Source organism: Alloalcanivorax marinus (assembly GCF_016785095.1).
GTDB classification, from domain to species: domain Bacteria; phylum Pseudomonadota; class Gammaproteobacteria; order Pseudomonadales; family Alcanivoracaceae; genus Alloalcanivorax; species Alloalcanivorax marinus_A.
Map to the genome: position 1 here is coordinate 97,516 of NZ_JAEKJB010000015.1, position 15,333 is coordinate 112,848.

Here is a 15,333-nt window from a genome sequence, read left to right on the forward strand (position 1 = left end):
CGCCAACCATCAGGGCAGCACCGGCTCCTCGGGCAGGAACTCCAGGGTGTAGGCTTTCTTGTAATCCACGTCCTCGGACACCAGATCCGCGTCCACCATGAACTGGAAGGTCTTCTGCCAACGGGCATCGTTCATGTAGCCGATCCCCTCTTCCCCCGCATCGCCGCCGGTGACAATGCCGTATTCCTTGAGCTTTTCGAGGCCGAACGCCAACTGCGCATCGGTCATCTCCGGATTGTCCTTCTGGATCAGCTCGTTACCCGGCGCCGGGTTTTCCAGGTAGCTCTTCCAGCCCTCCATGGTCGCCTGCACGAAACGCCGCACCAGATCCGGATTGCTTTCCACCAGCTCCCGCCGCGTCTCCAGCGTGGCCGCGTACGGCGGATAACCGTTATCCGCGAACAGGAAGAAATTCGGCGTCACCCCGCCCTTCTCGGCGGCAAACGGCTCGGAACTCACATAGGCCTGCTGCACCAGTTCCTTGTCCGCCAGGAACGGCCCCAGGCTGAAGGTGTAAGGCTTGGCCTGAGCATCCGTGAAACCGTACTCGGACTGCAGCCAGGGCCAATAGGTGGAACGGGCCGAGGTGGAAATCAGCACGGTGCGATCACCCACCTCCTCCAGGGACTTCACGTGCGGATGAGCAATCAGCCCCTGCGGGTCCTTCTGGAAGCAGGCCGCCACGCTCACCACCGGCAACCCCTCGCTCACCGCTTTGATGTTGCGCAGCGGGTAGCCCATGGTGAAGTCGTACTGCCCGGCCACCAGCAACTGCAGGCCATTCACCTGGGGGCCGCCCATCTTGATGTTCACGTCCAGGTCGTACTTGTCGTAGATGCCGGTGGCCTTGGCCTGATAGAAACCGCCGTGCTCGGCCTGGGCGTACCAGCTGGTGCCGATGGTCACTTCATCGGCGGCCCGGGCGGTGCCCACGCCCACGCCCAGCGCCACCGCCATCAAAGTGGCGCCCAGGCGCCCGTAGGTTCGAAGAGTGGATATCACGCGCATGCTTGTTGCTCCGGTTGCATTGGTTCTTTTCGTATACAAGCAACCTTCATGCCCGCCCCGAATGCACCAACTTGGTTTCCGTTCTTAATATCCGTAGGCGGCCAACTCCACGGAGGCGGGCTCCGGCCGGACCTGCCCGGCCAGACGCGCCACCCGCGCCCCCAACGCCCGAGCAATGGCCCGCTCGTTATCGTCCACTCCCCGGGTGCCATCGAACCCGGTCACCGCCGACGCCCCATAGGGCGACCCGCCCTTCACCGTGCGTACCAGCTCCGGCACGCTGTGCGGCACCCCCACCAGCACCATCCCATGCTGAAAAAACGGCAACAGCAGATTAATCAACGTGATCTCATTGCCCGAATGCATGCCCCCGGTGGAAGTGAAGGCGGCGCCCACCTTGCCGATCAGCGCACCACGCCGCCACAACGGCGCCACCTCATCGATGAAAGCGCGCAACGGCGTGCTCATCAGCCCATAGCGGGTTGGTGAGCCCCAGACGATGCCTCGCGCCCACTCCAGATCCTCCCCGGTGGCCCGGGGCAAAGCCCGGTATTCCGCCAGGGTGGCCTGAAAATCCGACCGCTCCGGGTCCACGCTGTACTCCGGCTCCTCGATGTCCACCCGGCACAGACGCACTTCCGCCCCTTCCTGTTCGGCGCCACGCGCCACCGCGCGGGCCAGCTCCAGGGTGGTGCCGTAACGGGAATCGCAGATCACGCAGACGCGCATCGGTTCTTGCATGGGGGTATCTCCAGCGTTGTCGCATGCCCGGCCAGGGCCATTTTCTGTATACAGGCAAGGCCCATGCCACGCTCCAGATCATCACCCGGAGCGCTCACCGCGTAACCGAAAGGGCTCTGGCCCGGAACATCCCGGCGCACCTGCATGGCGCAAAATACAGGGTGTCGCACCATTTGCGAGCCCACCAATCCGGGCTTGCCGGTCGGTGCCAGACTGGTTTAAATCATGTATACATTTTTAGGAAAAGGACCCCCATGGGCGACTCTCTGCTGATCCGCGCCAGCCTGCTGAACCCGGTGCACGCCGACCGCTGGGATTTCCACCGGGAAGGCGGCCTGCTGCTGCACGGCGATCGCATCGTCGACGCCGGCCCGCTGACGCGCTTCCGCGATCATCCGGCAAGCCGGGTGCTGGACGTGGACGGCGTGCTGGTGCCCGGCTTCGTGGACGTGCACATCCACTGGGTACAGCACCATGTGCGCGGGCGCTTCCAGAGCGACCTGATGGAATGGCTGCGCGAGCACATCTGGCCCGAGGAAGCCGGCTTCGAGGCGGACGACTTCGCACGCCGCCATGCCCGCGCCTTTTTCGCCGACACGGTCCGCGCCGGCACCACCCTGGGCATGGCCTACTCCAGCCCGCACCTGAGTGCCCTGCGGCTGGCCGGCGAGGAGGCCCGCGGCGACTGGCTGTTGGGCAACGCCATCATGGAGAAGGCGGCACCGGAGCCGTTGCGCCGGGCCAGTCCGGACAACGTGGATCAGGTGGCACCGCTGTTGGAACAGCTCGGTCGCGAGCGTTACGCCATCACGCCGCGCTTCGCGCTCAACTGCAGCGCCGGGCTGATGCGTGACCTGGGAGAGCTGGCGCGCCGCGAGAACGCCTTCGTGCAGACCCATCTGTCGGAATCAGTGAACGAGATCCGCGAGATCCGCGCCGCCTTCCCGGAGGCGGAGGACTACACCGACGTGTACGATCGGGCCGGCCTGTTGGGGCCACGCTCGGTGCTGGGCCACTGCATCCATCTGTCGGAGCGGGAACATGACACCCTGGCCCGGCGCCGCGCCTGGATCGCCCACTGCCCGTCCAGCAATGAGGCCCTGGGCAGCGGGCGCATGGATCTGGCGGCGGTACGCCGCCATGGCACCCGCTATGCGCTGGCCTCGGACGTGGGCGCCGGGCCCAGCCACAGCATGCTGCACGTCATGCAGCGTTTCCTGGCCCAGCATCGCCAGGCCGGCGAAGCCGTCGCGCCCCAGGAGGCCCTCTACCGCGCGACCCTGGCCGGCGCCGAATGCCTGGGGCGCGGCGACCGCGCCGGTAGCCTTACCTCGGGCAGGCGCGCGGACTTCGTGGTGTTGCCGGCGCCGGACGCCGGCGTGGCCGCCGAGGACTGGTTCGAGGAATTGCTGAGCGGCGAGGCCCGGGATCTGGAGACCCGGCCCCTGCAAACCTGGATTGGCGGCGCGCCGGTCTAGGACCTGTTAACAGGCCCTAGACCCGGGCCGCCAGGCGCAGGGCGGCGATGCGGTTCACCTGGGCCACCGCCGTGGCCCGTTCCGTGTCCGGATCGTTGCGCACCCGCGCTTCGAAGGCGGCAAGAATGTCGCGACGATGCAGGCCGCGCACCGCAAGGATGAAGGGAAACCGGAAACGCGCCTTGTATTCCTCGTTGAGCGCCTGGAAGCGCTCGAATTCCTCCGCCGTGCACTGATCCAGGCCGGCACCGGCCTGTTCGGCGCTGGAGTCGGCGGTGAGCGCCTCGCCCACCGCCAGCCTGCCGGCCAGGTCCGGGTGGGCGCGCAGCACCGCCAGTTGGGCCGCCGCGTCGGCGGCGTCGAACACCACCGCCAGCCGCGCGGCCAGGGCCGCCGGGGAGTCGTCGTCCTCGCCCAGGCCCTGCCGGTGGGCCTGGCGGGCGATCCAGGGGGAGTGTTCATAGACGTCGCCATAGCAGGCCACGAACGCCTCCTCGTCCAGGGTGCTGGGACGTGGCGACAGCAACGGAGTATCAGCCATGGTGCTCCATCCAGTGGCGAGCGATGTCGATGCGGCGCGTCACCCAGACGTCCCGGTGGGCGCTCACATGCTTGAGAAATTTCTCCAGGGCAGCGGCTCGACCAGGACGCCCGGCGAGCCGGCAGTGCAAGCCCACCGACAGCATGCGCGGCTGCTCCGCGCCTTCCTGGTAGAGATAATCGAAGCTATCGCGCAGGTAGTTGAAGTACTGCTCGCCATTATTGAAGCCCGCCGGTGACGAAAAGCGCATGTCGTTCACGTCCAGGGTGTAGGGCACCACCAGATGGCGGCGATCGGCCACCCGGGTCCAGAACGGCAGTTCGTCGTTGTAGTCATCGGCGTCGTAAAGGAAACCGCCGTGCTCCACCACCAGGCGCCGGGTATTGGGGCTGGTGCGGCCGGTGTACCAGCCCAGGGGCGGGGCGCCGGCGGCGCGGGTCAGCGCCTCCACGGCGCGGCCGATGTGCTCCGCTTCCACCGCCTCGGGCACGTACTGATAGTCGATCCAGCGGTAACCGTGGCTGCAGATCTCATGGCCCTCGTCCACCAGGGCGCGGATGGCGTCCGGGTGGCGCTCGGCGGCCATGCCCACGGCGAACACGGTAAGCGGCATCCGGTAGCGGCGAAACAGGCGCATCAGCCGCCAAAGGCCCACCCGGCTGCCGTACTCGTAAAGCGATTCCATGCTCATGTGGCGCACGCCGGGACGGGCCTCGGCACCCACCATTTCCGAAAGGAAGGATTCCGAGGCGGCATCGCCGTGCAGCACGCAGTTCTCGCCACCCTCCTCGTAGTTGAGTACGAACTGCACCGCCAGCCGCGCGCCACCGGGCCAGCGCGGGTCCGGTGGATGCGGCCCATAGCCGATCAGATCCCGGGGATAGTCCCCGCCGGAGCGTGCAGCCGCCATGGCGTTCCTCCTGATTCATGGGTGGTGACGGTGTCGTGGCGTTCACCGGGCTCGGATTGTACATGTATACATTTCTATGATTTTATTGTCGACATCGAAATATACAAATTCGAGGAGCGGCCCATGGGGCGTCTTACCACGCATGTTCTCGACACTGCCTCGGGCCAGCCCGCCGCCGGCCTGGCGCTGCAGCTGTGGCGGCTGGATGACGGTGATTCACCGGCCCTGGTTTGCCAATGCAATACTGATGCCGACGGGCGCTGCCCGGCGCCACTGCTGGAGGGCGAAGCCCTGCGCCCGGGGCGCTACCAACTGGTATTCCAGGCCGGCGACCACTTCCGCCGCCAAGGCACCTCCCTGCCGGAGCCGGCGTTCCTGGATGAGGTGGTGGTGCGTTTCGGCGTCGCCGACGCGCAGCGTCACTACCATGTGCCACTGCTGCTTTCCCCCTACGGCTACAGCACCTACCGGGGAAGCTGATGGAAGCGCATTTGTATGAGTGGGCCAACCTGCTGATTCGCTGGCTGCACATCACCGTCGGCATCGCCTGGATCGGTGCCTCCTTCTACTTCAACTGGCTGGAAAATCAGCTCGAACGGCATGGCGACAAGCCGGACGGCGTGGAAGGCACCCTCTGGGCGATCCACGGCGGCGGCTTCTACCACCTGCAAAAATTCCAGGTGGCGCCGGCGCGGCTGCCGGAGCGTCTGCACTGGTTCAAATGGGAGGCCTACTACACCTGGATCAGCGGCGTTCTTTTGCTGGCGGTGGTCTATTACCTGAACGCGCGCACCAACCTGATCGACCCGTCCGTGGCGGAGCTGTCGCCGCTGGCCGCCAGCCTGATCGGCCTGGCCACCCTGGCGCTGAGCTGGCTGGTCTACGACGGCCTGTGCCGCTCGCCGCTGGGGCGCAAACCGGTGGCGCTGGCCGCCGTGCTGTTCGCGCTGCTGGTGCTGCTGGCCTGGGGGCTGAGCCAGGTGTTCAGCGGTCGTGGCGCCTACATTCATGTGGGCGCGGCCATCGGCACCTGCATGGTGGCCAATGTGTTCTTCGTGATCATTCCCGGCCAGCGCGCCATGGTGGAAGCCATGAAAGCCGGCCGCGAGCCGGACGGCGCGCGGGGCCGGGCCGGCGCCCTGCGTTCCCGGCACAACAACTACCTGACCCTGCCGGTGCTGTTCATCATGATCAGCAACCACTTCCCAAGCACCTACGGCAGCGGCTGGAACTGGCTGATCCTAACCGCCCTGGCGCTGGCGGCCATCGTCATCCGCCATTACTTCAACGTGCGCCACCTGCCTGGCCGGCATTGGAGACTGATGCTCCTGGGCCTGGCCGGCCTGGCGGCGATCATCCTGGCCACCGCGCCCCGCGCCCCGCACCGCGAGGCCGGCGCCGACACCCCGCCGGTGGCCATGGAAGCGGTCAACACGGTGGTCCAGCAGCGCTGCGTCGCCTGCCACGCCGCCGCGCCCTCCTTCGCCGGCTTCACGGCGCCGCCCAAGGGGATTCGCCTGGACAGCGAAGCGGCGATCCGCCAGCACCGGGACCAGATCGGCCAGGTGGCGGTGCGCACCCGCATCATGCCGCCGGGCAACCTGACCGGCATGACCGACGACGAGCGCGCCCTGCTGGAGCGCTGGCTGAACCAGCCCGCCGGCACGCCCTGATCCGGCGGCGGGGGGCGGTTGCCCCGGCGCCACCCGGTGTATACATTTCGGGCTCGACCAGGGAGATTGAATCTATGGCAACGGCCCCCGATTCCGGCAAGCCGACCGCGGCCCAGGCCCTCGCGCCGGACCGCCACCGCAAGGCCAGCGACCAGAGCATCTATGACGCCATCTACGAGGCGGTGCTGACCCAGCGGCTACCGCCAGGCTCGCGATTGCCCGAAGTGGCCCTCAGCGAGTTGTTCGGGGTGAGCCGTTCGATCATCCGCAAGGCACTGACGCGGCTGGCCTCCGACCACGTCATCGAGCAACGCCCCAACCAGATGGCCATGGTGGCGCGCCCGGACGTGGAGGAAACCCGCCAGATCTTTGCCGCCCGCCGGCTGGTGGAAGGCGAGGTGATGCGGCTCACCGCCGGCACTCTGAGCAAGGCGCGCCTGCAGGAGCTGAAACGGCTGGTGAAGGACGAAAAAAGCGCCCACCAGAGCGGTCGCGACCAGGACCGGGTGCACTGCTCCATGGAAGTGCACCGTTTTCTGGCCCGGCACTGCCCCAATCAGGTGCTCGGGCGAATGATGCGCGAACTGGTACTGCGCACCTCCATCGTCATCGCCCTGTACAAGTCACCGGGCATGAGCGCCTGCTTCCTGGGCGACGACCACGCCCGGCTGGCGGAACTGATCGCCCAAGGCAAGGGGGACCAGGCGGCGGACCTGGCGCACCGGCATCTGCGCGCCCTGGAAGACCTGCTCGACCTGAACGAAGCCGACACCACCATCGATCTGGCCCGCATTCTGCGCCCGGAAACCTGAAAGCGCGGATTCCGGCACGGCTCCTGCTTGGATGCACCGCATACCGCCGACTGTATACAAAAAGGCCGAGAGGAGAGCCGCCGCATGCCCCGCACCCTGCTGCTGAAGAACGCCACCGTGGTGGCCACCATGGACGATGAACAGCGCGAGATCGCCGATGGCGCCGTGCTGATCACCGACAACCGCATCACCGCCGTGGGCCCCACCGCCGAACTGCCCGCCGACGCCGACCAGGTGATCGACCTGAGCGGCCATGTGCTGATGCCGGGCCTGGTGAACACCCACCATCATATGTTCCAGTCGCTGACCCGGGCCCTGCCAGCGGCCCAGAACGCGGAGCTGTTCGACTGGCTCAGCGCCCTGTTCCCGGTGTGGGGCAACATCACCCCGGAGATGATGACGGTGTCCGCCCAGACCTCCATGGCGGAGTTGATGCTGTCCGGCTGCACCACGGCGGCGGACCATGCCTATTTCTACGTCAATGGCTCGCGCCTGGAAGACAACCTGGAAGCGGCCCGGCGCCTGGGCATGCGCTATCACGGCGTGCGCGGCGCCATCACCCTGGGCCAGAGCCAGGGCGGCCTGCCGCCGGATCACGTGGTTGAGCACGACGAGGACGCGGTGCTCAAGGAAATGCAGCGCGTGGTGGAAGCCCACCACGACCACGCCGACGACGCCATGATCCGCGTCGCCCTGGGCCCTTCCTCGCCATTCACCGTGAGCCCGGACCTGATGCGCCAGAGCGCCGTACTGGCCCGGGACCTGGGTGTGCTGATGCACACCCACACCGCCGAGAACAACAAGGACCTGGCGTTCAGTCAGGAACGCTACGGCATGACGCCGGCCCAGTTCGCCGAGGAAACCGGCTGGGTCGGCGAGGACGTCTGGCACGCCCACTGCGTGCATCTGGACGACCATGGCATCAAGCTGTTCGGTCGCACCGGCACCGGCGTCGCCCACTGCCCCTGTTCGAACATGCGCCTGGCCTCGGGCATCGCGCCGATCCGCAAGATGCTCGATCAGGGCGTCAAGGTGGGCCTGGGCGTGGACGGCACCGCCTCCAACGACGGCAACGACCTGCTCGGCGAGGCCCGTCAGGCGATGCTGGTGGCGCGGGTGCGCCACGAGGACCCCACCGCCATGAGCGCCCGGGAAGCCCTGTGGCTGGCCACCCGGGGCGGCGCCCGGGTGCTCGGCCGCGACGACAACATCGGCCGGCTGGCGCCGGGCTACTGCGCCGACCTGATCGCCTTCGACCTGAGCGACATCGCCTACGCCGGCGGCCAGATCGACCCGCTTGCCTCGCTGCTGTTCTCGGCGCCGCGCCGGGTCGCCTACAGCATCATCAACGGCCGCACCGTGGTGGACCGGGGCCGGCTTACCCCCATCGAGCTACCGGTGCTGGTGGAGCAACACAATCGCCTGGCCCGGCAACTGGTCGACGGCTGACATGGCCACCCGGCTGCGCGTTCATTCGCCGGCGGTGCTCTACTTCGACGCGGTGCGGCGCGCCGGCTCCATCCGTGAAGCGGCGCGCCGCCTGCATGTGGCGTCGTCGGCGGTGAACCGGCAGATACTCAAACTCGAGGATGAAATCGGCGCGCCCCTGTTCGAACGCCTGCCCGGCGGCCTCAAGCTCACCGCCGCCGGCGAGGTGTTCGCCCGCCACGCCATCGTGGTGCTGCAGGACGCGGAGCGGGCCCGCTCCGAACTGGACGCCCTCAAGGGGCTGCGCACCGGCCATGTGGAAGTGGCCACCGTGGAGGGCGTCACCACGGATCTGCTGCCGGTGGTGATCGGCCGCCTGCGCGAGGATTTCCCCAACATCACCATCGGCATCGCCACCCTGGGCTCCCAGGCGATTCCGGGAACCGTCACCAACGGCACCGCCGATCTCGGGCTGGCGTTCGCCCTGCCGCGCACCGCCGAGCTGCGCCAGCTCACCCTGGCGCGCTTCCGGCTCGGCGCGGTGATGCCGCCGGACCATCCCCTGGCCGGTCGCGAGGAGGTCAGCGTGGCCACCTGCATGGCCTACCCCCTGGTATTGGCCAAACAGGACCTGTCCGTCCACCACCTGATGCGCCCCGCCATGGAGCGGGCCGGCGCCACCGCCCGGGGCGTGGTGCGCTCGGGCTCGGTGGAGTTGAGCAAGGAGCTGGCCCGCCGCGGCATCGGCATCGCCTTCCAGACCCGCATCGGCCTGGAGACGGACCTCAACCGGGGCAGCCTGGTGCACCTGCCACTCAACGACGCCGGTCCGGTGTACAGCGACCTGGGCATCTACGCCCGCGCCGGTCGGGCCCTGCCGGTGGCGGTGGACGCCTTCGCCCGCCTGCTGGGCGAGGAAATGGCCCGCCGCGAGGCCGCCGAGGCGGCGCTGTTGCCAGCCCCCACCTGATTCAACCGGGCCCGCCCGCGGCCGATGCCGATTCGGCATCACCGTGGTCGATATTCTCTGCTTTGGCGGACAGCCGGCCGGGCGCACACTGAATTCCGGATCAATGACCGCCAGCCTTGCCCGGAGGGCAAACCACCATGAACGCCGATTTCGAAGCGATGCGAGTGTCCCAGGGCGCCCTGCCCATTATCGACGTGTCCGGCCTGCGCTCCCCGGACCGGGCGGAGCGCCGGGCGGTGGGTCGGGCACTGCGCGCCGCCTGCGCCGACAAGGGCTTTTTCTACATTCGCAACCATGGCGTCGACCCGGCTCTGCAGGCCCGGGTGTTCGACGCCAGCCGGCGCTTCTTCGCCCGCCCCATGGAAGAGAAGAACCGGGTCGGCATGGCGCACTCCGCCGCCAACCGGGGCTACGACCCATTGCGTGGACAGACCCTGGAAGCCGGCGCGCCGCCGGATCTGAAGGAAAGTTACTACATGGGCGAGGAACGGGGCCCGGACGACCCCAAGGTGAAAGCCGGCAAGTTCAACCATGGCCCCAATCAATGGCCCGAAGGGGTGGTGGATTTCCGCCCGGCCATCGAGGCCTATTACCGGGAAATGACCGCGCTCAGCGAATTGATCATGCGCGGCCTGGCCCTGTCCCTGGATCTCGACGAGCACTACTTCGACGACTTCTGCGTGGAGCCCCAGGCCATCGTGCGGCTGCTGCACTATCCGCCCCAGCCCGCCAACCCGGCGCCCAACGAAAAGGGCTGCGGCGCGCACACGGATTTCGGCGGCATCACCCTGTTACTGCAGGACGACAACCCCGGGCTGCAGGTCTGGAACCAGACCCGCGGCACCTGGATTCATGCCGACCCGGTGCCCGGTACCTACGTGGTCAACCTGGGCGACATGATCGCCCGGTGGACCAACGACCGTTACCGCTCGACGCTGCACCGGGTGGTGAACATCTCCGGCCAGGAACGCTACTCCATTCCGTTCTTCTACTCCGGCAACCCGGACCACGAAGTACGCTGCCTGCCCGGCTGCCTGGCCGCCGGCGAGCAGCCCAAGTACCCGCCAGTGACCGTGGAACAGCACATCATCGACATGTACCGGCGCACCTATGCGTGAAGGCATGCCTGAGCACCTGATTCTGATTCACGGTGCCTGGGCCGGCGCCTGGGTGTGGGAGCGTCTGCTGGCACCGCTGCGCGCCGCCGGCTTCCAGCCCCATGCCGTGGACCTGCCCGGCAATGGCCACGGCCCCCGCGGCGAGCTGGACGCCGGCCTCGACGACTACGAAAACAGCGTGCTGGAAACGCTGGCGGCACTGCCTGGCCGCGTCGGCCTGGTGGCCCATTCCGGTGGTGGCGTCACCGCTACCCGGGTGGCGGAACGGGCGCCGCAACGGATCGCCGGGGTCGCCTATGTGGCCGGCATGATGCTGCCCTCCGGCATGGGCTTCGCGGAACTGACCGCGCCGCTCAAAACCGCCGACCCGGACGCCGCCGGCATCGTGCCGCACCTGCAATGGGACGCCGAACGCCGCGCCAGCCGGGTACCGCCGGAGGCGGCCCGGGCGATCTTCTTCCAGGACCTGCCGGACGCCGTGGCCGAGCAAGCCGCGCGGCGACTCACCGCGCAACCGGAAAAGGCCCGTGCCGCCGCCCCGCGCTGGAGCACGGAACGCTTCGGCCGGGTGCGCCGGCTGTATGTGGAAGCCCTGCGCGACCGCTCCGTGGTGCCCGCCGCGCAGCGTCGCATGCAGGCCCTGGTACCCGGCGCCCGGGTGGTGTCCCTGGACACCGGCCATGCCCCCCAGGTGTCCGCCCCCGACGACCTCGCCGCCAACCTGACTGATTTTTTCGCCTCGTCGAGACCGTGACGGGCATGCCCATTGCATACCGAACTGTATACATAATTATTATCGAGGAGTGACGCCATGACGTTCCGTGCCCTGCGATCCATATTGCTCGCCTTGGGGGTAAGTGCCCTGTCCGCCACCGCCGGCGCCGCCGACAAAATCCGCTGGTTGAACGACTGGCTGCCCGCCGGCGACAAGGCGGTGATCTATCTGGCCGTGCAGGAAGGCCTGTTCGAGGACGCCGGCATCGAGGTGGAAATCAACAGTGGCCGTGGCTCCAGCGACGTGGTCACCAAGCTGGGCACCGGTGCCGCCGACATGGGCACCGGCGGTCTGTCCGCCCTGCTCCAGGCCCAGGCCGGCGCCGAGGTGCCGGTGACCGCGGTGATGTCGATCTACACCAAACAACCGGACGCGGTGTTCGTCGCCAAGGGCGCCGGCATCGACCGCCTGCAGGACCTGAAGGGCAAGACCCTGGCCACCGCCACTTTCTCCGCCTCCAACGTGACCTGGCCGCTGGTGCTGGAAGCCAACGGCATGGAGCCGGACGCGGTGAAGGTGCTCAAGGTGGACCCGGGCGCGATGGGCCCAATGTTCGCCACCGGTCGGGTGGACGGCACCATCAACTGGATCACCAAGCTGCCCGCCTTCGAGGCCCTGATGAACGACGCCGGCAAGGAGATCAAGGTGCTGCCCTGGTCCGAATACGGCTTCAATGGCTATGGCCTGTCGGTGTTCGCCTCCGACCGCTTGATCCAGGAGAACCCGGCGCTGGTGGCCAAGGTGCTCGATATCTACAAGAAGGCCCTGCGCATCGCCATCGATGACCCGGCCAAGGCCGGCGCCGCCCTCAAGGCCATGGTGCCGGATGTGGACGCGGACATCGCCGCCGAGGAATTCGCCGCCTCCGCGCGCCTGATCGATACCGACGTCGCCGGACAGGATGGCCTGGGCGCCTTCGAGCCGGAATTGCTGGCGGAGACCTGGCGCTGGGTGGCCAAGGCCCAGGATCTGCCCGAGGACAGCCTGGACCCGGAAACCTCGGTGACCCGCGAGTTCATCCCGGAGTAACGCCATGACCACCCGCATCGAACCGGACGGCAGCCGCCCGGCGATCCGCTTCGACCGCGTCGGCCAGGTATTCAACGGGTCCGACGGCGGCAGCGTGACCGCCCTGGAGGACGTCAGCTTCACCCTGCACCGCCACGAATTCGTGGCGGTGATCGGGCCCTCCGGCTGCGGCAAGTCCACCCTGCTGCGCATCATCGCCGGGCTGGTGAAACCCACCGGCGGCCAGGCGGAAATCTACGGCCTGCCGGTGACCGGCCCCCGCGAGGAAGTGGGCATCGTGTTCCAGCAGCCCACCCTGCTGCCGTGGCTGAACGTGCGCGACAACGTGACCTTCCCGATGAAACACAAGCATGGCCGGGTCACCCAGGCGGAGAAGCAACGGGCCGCGGAACTGCTCGCCATGGTCGGCCTGGAGGACTTCGCCACCCGCCGCCCCAACGAGCTGTCCGGCGGCATGCAGCAGCGCGTCGGCATCGCCCGCGCCCTGCTCCACGACCCGGACATCCTGCTCATGGACGAGCCGTTCTCGGCACTGGACGCCCTGACCCGGGATGAAATGAGCTTCGAACTGCTGCGCATCTGGACCGAGCGGCCCAAAACCGTGTTGTTCATCACCCATTCCATTCCCGAGGCCCTGTTGCTGGCCGACCGCATCCTGGTGATGTCGGCGCGCCCGGGCCGGGTGCGGGAGATCATCGACGTGGGCCTAGCCCGGCCCCGTTCCATGCAGACGCTGTCGGAGCCCCGCTTCCATGAAATCGCCAACCATATCCGCGCCCAGGTCTTCCGACCGGCGGCGCTGGCCTGACATGGGGCGCGCCCTTCTCAAGGTGCTCGACCGGGGTGCCCCGCTGTTCGCGTCGCTGCTTCTACTGCTGATCTGGGAACTGGGGTGCCGGCTGTTCCAGGTGCCCTCCTACCTGCTGCCGGCGCCCAGCGCCATCGTCCAGGGCGCCCTGTCCGTTTCCCTGGAAAGCTGGCTGGGCCACATCTGGGCCACCCTGCGGGTAAGCCTGCAGGGCTACGCCCTGGCGGTGATCATAGGCATTCCGCTGGCGGTGGCCCTGGCCAACAGCCGACTGTTGTCGCGCACCCTGTATCCGCAGCTGGTGATCATCCAGTCCACGCCGATCGTGGCGGTGGCGCCGATCATCGTGGTGGTGCTCGGCGCCGGCGACGCGCCCCGGGTGGCGATCACCTTTCTGATCACCTTCTTCCCGATCGTGGTGTCCACGGTCACCGGCCTGCTGGCGACGCCACCGGCGATGCTTGAGCTGTCCCGCTCGCTGGGCGCCAGCCGGCTGCGCGAGGTGAAGAACATCCAGTTGCCGTTCGCGGTGCCCTACATCTTCTCGGCGCTGCGCATCTCCGTGACCCTGGCGATCATCGGCGCGGTGGTGGCGGAGTTCGTGGCCGCCGAGGACGGCCTGGGCTTCTTCATCGCCTTTTCCACGTCCTTCTTCAAGGTACCCCAGGCATTCGCCGCCCTGGGCGTGCTGGTCACCCTGAGCCTGGTACTGTTCCAGTTGGTGTCCCTGACCCAGCGCCTGCTGTTCCCCTGGAGCCTGCCCGACGCGGAGAAATAACATGAGCGACACCCTGGCGGTCCTGGACCACGAACACTATCTGCGCCTCGCCTTCCAGGTGGCGCAACGGGCCCTGGAGGCTGGCGGCCACCCGTTCGGCGCCCTGCTCGCCGGGCCGGACGGCGAGATTCTGATGGAGCAGGAAAACGCCTTCCTGCCCGATCACGACATGACCGGCCACGCCGAGCGGGTGTTGATGACCCGCGCCTCCACCGCCTGGTCGCCGGACTTTCTCGCCGGCTGCACGATGTACACCTCCGCGGAGCCCTGCGCCATGTGCGCCGGCGCCGCCTATTGGACCGGCGTCGGTCGGGTGGTCTACGGCCTGTCCGAAAAGCGCCTCAAGGCACTCACCGGCGACCATCCGGAAAACCCCACCCTGGACCTGCCCTGCCGGTGTGTGTTCAACGCCGGGCAACGCCAGATAGAGGTGATAGGCCCACTACTGGAAGATGAAGCGGCGGTCCTGCACCGACGGTTTTGGGCCACGCCATGATTCTTTCACCAGCGGATCAGCAACTTTTCCAGCAGCTCCACCAAGTAGTATAGAACAATGCTTATCAGTGTGAGGATCGCCAGGGCGGCGAACGCCAGGGCGGTCTTCGACTGGGCCGTGGAGGTGAGAATCAGATAACCCAAGCCTTCCTCCGAACCCACGAATTCACCGATTACCGCGCCGATCACCGCCAGGGTAATGGCCACCTTGCAGCCCACCATGATCGACGGCAAGGCCACCGGCAGCCGTACCCGGCGAAACACTTGCCAGGGCCCCGCCTGCATCGATGTCATCAGATGCAGCATGGACGTCGGTGTGGACCGCAGCCCGGCAACGGTATTGACCACGATGGGGAAAAAGCACACCAGAAAGACCACCATCACCTTCGGTGCAATACCAAACCCCACCCATAACGTAATCAATGGCGCCACCGCCACCTTGGGCACGGACTGCAGCGCCAGCAGCACCGGATACAGGGTGTAATGCAGCGCCGGCACATACACCACCAGAACGGAAACCGGTAAGGCAATGGCCACCGCCACCAGGAAGCCCAGTACCGTTTCATACAAGGTGACCCAACTGTGCTGGAACAGCTCGGTACGCCAGTCCAGAGCGGTACTGCCCACCGCCGTGGGGGCCGGCAGAATCCATTCCTCGATATCCATTCCCTGAACCAACAGCTGCCAGCCGACCAGCAAGGTCGCCAGACTTATGCACGGCAACACCAACCGTGCCCATTCGGAACGCCAGAATCTGGCCATGTTAAAA

At 67.4% G+C, this 15,333-nt stretch carries 17 protein-coding genes; 12 read left to right on the forward strand and 5 right to left on the reverse strand.

Annotated elements, in window-relative coordinates; all coding sequences use genetic code 11:
- Positions 1 to 9 precede the first annotated feature (9 nt).
- Together JF515_RS17975 and wrbA are read right to left on the reverse strand one after the other, a co-directional pair.
- Positions 10 to 1,008, reverse strand: a complete 999-nt coding sequence (locus tag JF515_RS17975) for an ABC transporter substrate-binding protein (RefSeq protein WP_203105828.1) — start codon at positions 1,006 to 1,008, stop codon at positions 10 to 12.
- Between the two features lie 84 nt (positions 1,009 to 1,092).
- Entirely contained in the window at positions 1,093 to 1,749 is a 657-nt protein-coding gene (wrbA, locus tag JF515_RS17980; protein ID WP_203105829.1) for an NAD(P)H:quinone oxidoreductase, read from the reverse strand.
- Positions 1,750 to 2,003: 254 nt separating this feature from the next.
- Between wrbA and JF515_RS17985 the strand changes: the two genes are divergently transcribed.
- A complete protein-coding gene (locus tag JF515_RS17985) occupies positions 2,004 to 3,227 on the forward strand; it encodes an amidohydrolase family protein (protein ID WP_203105830.1) in 1,224 nt (407 codons plus the stop codon).
- Positions 3,228 to 3,243: 16 nt separating this feature from the next.
- Here JF515_RS17985 and uraD read toward each other — a convergent pair whose 3' ends face one another.
- The gene (gene uraD / locus JF515_RS17990; protein ID WP_203105831.1) at positions 3,244 to 3,768 is read right to left on the reverse strand and encodes a 2-oxo-4-hydroxy-4-carboxy-5-ureidoimidazoline decarboxylase; all 525 of its coding nucleotides are present in this window, start codon (positions 3,766 to 3,768) and stop codon (positions 3,244 to 3,246) included.
- A complete protein-coding gene (gene puuE, locus JF515_RS17995; protein WP_203105832.1) occupies positions 3,761 to 4,678 on the reverse strand; it encodes an allantoinase PuuE in 918 nt (305 codons plus the stop codon). The genes uraD and puuE overlap by 8 nt, the downstream gene beginning before the upstream one ends.
- A 123-nt stretch (positions 4,679 to 4,801) precedes the next feature.
- On the opposite strand from puuE, the gene uraH reads away from it, so the two are divergent.
- The 11 genes from uraH (at position 4,802) to JF515_RS18050 (ending at position 14,565) form a co-directional block, all read left to right on the forward strand.
- Entirely contained in the window at positions 4,802 to 5,158 is a 357-nt protein-coding gene (uraH, locus tag JF515_RS18000; protein ID WP_203105833.1) for a hydroxyisourate hydrolase, read from the forward strand.
- Positions 5,158 to 6,351, forward strand: coding sequence for a urate hydroxylase PuuD (locus JF515_RS18005; protein ID WP_203105834.1), 1,194 nt, complete (start codon positions 5,158 to 5,160; stop codon positions 6,349 to 6,351). The genes uraH and JF515_RS18005 overlap by 1 nt, the downstream gene beginning before the upstream one ends.
- Positions 6,352 to 6,425: 74 nt before the next feature.
- On the forward strand, positions 6,426 to 7,163 hold the full coding sequence (locus tag JF515_RS18010; RefSeq protein ID WP_203105835.1) for a GntR family transcriptional regulator: 738 nt from the start codon (positions 6,426 to 6,428) through the stop codon (positions 7,161 to 7,163).
- Between the two features lie 84 nt (positions 7,164 to 7,247).
- Complete coding sequence (locus JF515_RS18015; protein WP_203105836.1) at positions 7,248 to 8,612, forward strand: 8-oxoguanine deaminase; 1,365 nt, start codon at positions 7,248 to 7,250, stop codon at positions 8,610 to 8,612.
- A 1-nt stretch (position 8,613) separates the two neighbouring features.
- The gene (locus JF515_RS18020; RefSeq protein ID WP_203105837.1) at positions 8,614 to 9,561 is read left to right on the forward strand and encodes a LysR family transcriptional regulator; all 948 of its coding nucleotides are present in this window, start codon (positions 8,614 to 8,616) and stop codon (positions 9,559 to 9,561) included.
- Between the two features lie 137 nt (positions 9,562 to 9,698).
- A complete protein-coding gene (locus JF515_RS18025; protein ID WP_203105838.1) occupies positions 9,699 to 10,679 on the forward strand; it encodes an isopenicillin N synthase family dioxygenase in 981 nt (326 codons plus the stop codon).
- A 4-nt stretch (positions 10,680 to 10,683) separates the two neighbouring features.
- Complete coding sequence (locus JF515_RS18030; RefSeq protein WP_203105839.1) at positions 10,684 to 11,433, forward strand: alpha/beta fold hydrolase; 750 nt, start codon at positions 10,684 to 10,686, stop codon at positions 11,431 to 11,433.
- 57 nt (positions 11,434 to 11,490) lie between these two features.
- Positions 11,491 to 12,483 (forward strand): ABC transporter substrate-binding protein, encoded by a 993-nt coding sequence (locus JF515_RS18035; RefSeq protein ID WP_203105840.1) that lies wholly within the window; start codon positions 11,491 to 11,493, stop codon positions 12,481 to 12,483.
- A 4-nt stretch (positions 12,484 to 12,487) separates the two neighbouring features.
- The gene (locus JF515_RS18040; protein ID WP_203105841.1) at positions 12,488 to 13,291 is read left to right on the forward strand and encodes an ABC transporter ATP-binding protein; all 804 of its coding nucleotides are present in this window, start codon (positions 12,488 to 12,490) and stop codon (positions 13,289 to 13,291) included.
- Between the two features lies 1 nt (position 13,292).
- The gene (locus JF515_RS18045) at positions 13,293 to 14,069 is read left to right on the forward strand and encodes an ABC transporter permease (protein ID WP_203105842.1); all 777 of its coding nucleotides are present in this window, start codon (positions 13,293 to 13,295) and stop codon (positions 14,067 to 14,069) included.
- Between the two features lies 1 nt (position 14,070).
- Positions 14,071 to 14,565 carry a nucleoside deaminase gene (locus tag JF515_RS18050; RefSeq protein ID WP_203105843.1) on the forward strand — a complete coding sequence of 165 codons (495 nt, stop codon included), beginning with the start codon at positions 14,071 to 14,073 and terminating at the stop codon, positions 14,563 to 14,565.
- A 5-nt stretch (positions 14,566 to 14,570) separates the two neighbouring features.
- On the opposite strand, the gene JF515_RS18055 is transcribed toward JF515_RS18050, so the two are convergent.
- The gene (locus JF515_RS18055; protein WP_203105844.1) at positions 14,571 to 15,326 is read right to left on the reverse strand and encodes an ABC transporter permease; all 756 of its coding nucleotides are present in this window, start codon (positions 15,324 to 15,326) and stop codon (positions 14,571 to 14,573) included.
- Positions 15,327 to 15,333: the final 7 nt, after the last annotated feature.

Bases quoted from the DNA above. Each gene is read 5' to 3' on its own strand.
- JF515_RS17975 (WP_203105828.1), bottom strand. From the start codon at position 1,008: ATGCGCGTGATATCCACTCTTCGAACCTACGGGCGCCTGGGCGCCACT.
- wrbA (WP_203105829.1), bottom strand. From the start codon at position 1,749: ATGCAAGAACCGATGCGCGTCTGCGTGATCTGCGATTCCCGTTACGGC.
- JF515_RS17985 (WP_203105830.1), top strand. From the start codon at position 2,004: ATGGGCGACTCTCTGCTGATCCGCGCCAGCCTGCTGAACCCGGTGCAC.
- uraD (WP_203105831.1), bottom strand. From the start codon at position 3,768: ATGGCTGATACTCCGTTGCTGTCGCCACGTCCCAGCACCCTGGACGAG.
- puuE (WP_203105832.1), bottom strand. From the start codon at position 4,678: ATGGCGGCTGCACGCTCCGGCGGGGACTATCCCCGGGATCTGATCGGC.
- uraH (WP_203105833.1), top strand. From the start codon at position 4,802: ATGGGGCGTCTTACCACGCATGTTCTCGACACTGCCTCGGGCCAGCCC.
- JF515_RS18005 (WP_203105834.1), top strand. From the start codon at position 5,158: ATGGAAGCGCATTTGTATGAGTGGGCCAACCTGCTGATTCGCTGGCTG.
- JF515_RS18010 (WP_203105835.1), top strand. From the start codon at position 6,426: ATGGCAACGGCCCCCGATTCCGGCAAGCCGACCGCGGCCCAGGCCCTC.
- JF515_RS18015 (WP_203105836.1), top strand. From the start codon at position 7,248: ATGCCCCGCACCCTGCTGCTGAAGAACGCCACCGTGGTGGCCACCATG.
- JF515_RS18020 (WP_203105837.1), top strand. From the start codon at position 8,614: ATGGCCACCCGGCTGCGCGTTCATTCGCCGGCGGTGCTCTACTTCGAC.
- JF515_RS18025 (WP_203105838.1), top strand. From the start codon at position 9,699: ATGAACGCCGATTTCGAAGCGATGCGAGTGTCCCAGGGCGCCCTGCCC.
- JF515_RS18030 (WP_203105839.1), top strand. From the start codon at position 10,684: ATGCCTGAGCACCTGATTCTGATTCACGGTGCCTGGGCCGGCGCCTGG.
- JF515_RS18035 (WP_203105840.1), top strand. From the start codon at position 11,491: ATGACGTTCCGTGCCCTGCGATCCATATTGCTCGCCTTGGGGGTAAGT.
- JF515_RS18040 (WP_203105841.1), top strand. From the start codon at position 12,488: ATGACCACCCGCATCGAACCGGACGGCAGCCGCCCGGCGATCCGCTTC.
- JF515_RS18045 (WP_203105842.1), top strand. From the start codon at position 13,293: ATGGGGCGCGCCCTTCTCAAGGTGCTCGACCGGGGTGCCCCGCTGTTC.
- JF515_RS18050 (WP_203105843.1), top strand. From the start codon at position 14,071: ATGAGCGACACCCTGGCGGTCCTGGACCACGAACACTATCTGCGCCTC.
- JF515_RS18055 (WP_203105844.1), bottom strand. From the start codon at position 15,326: ATGGCCAGATTCTGGCGTTCCGAATGGGCACGGTTGGTGTTGCCGTGC.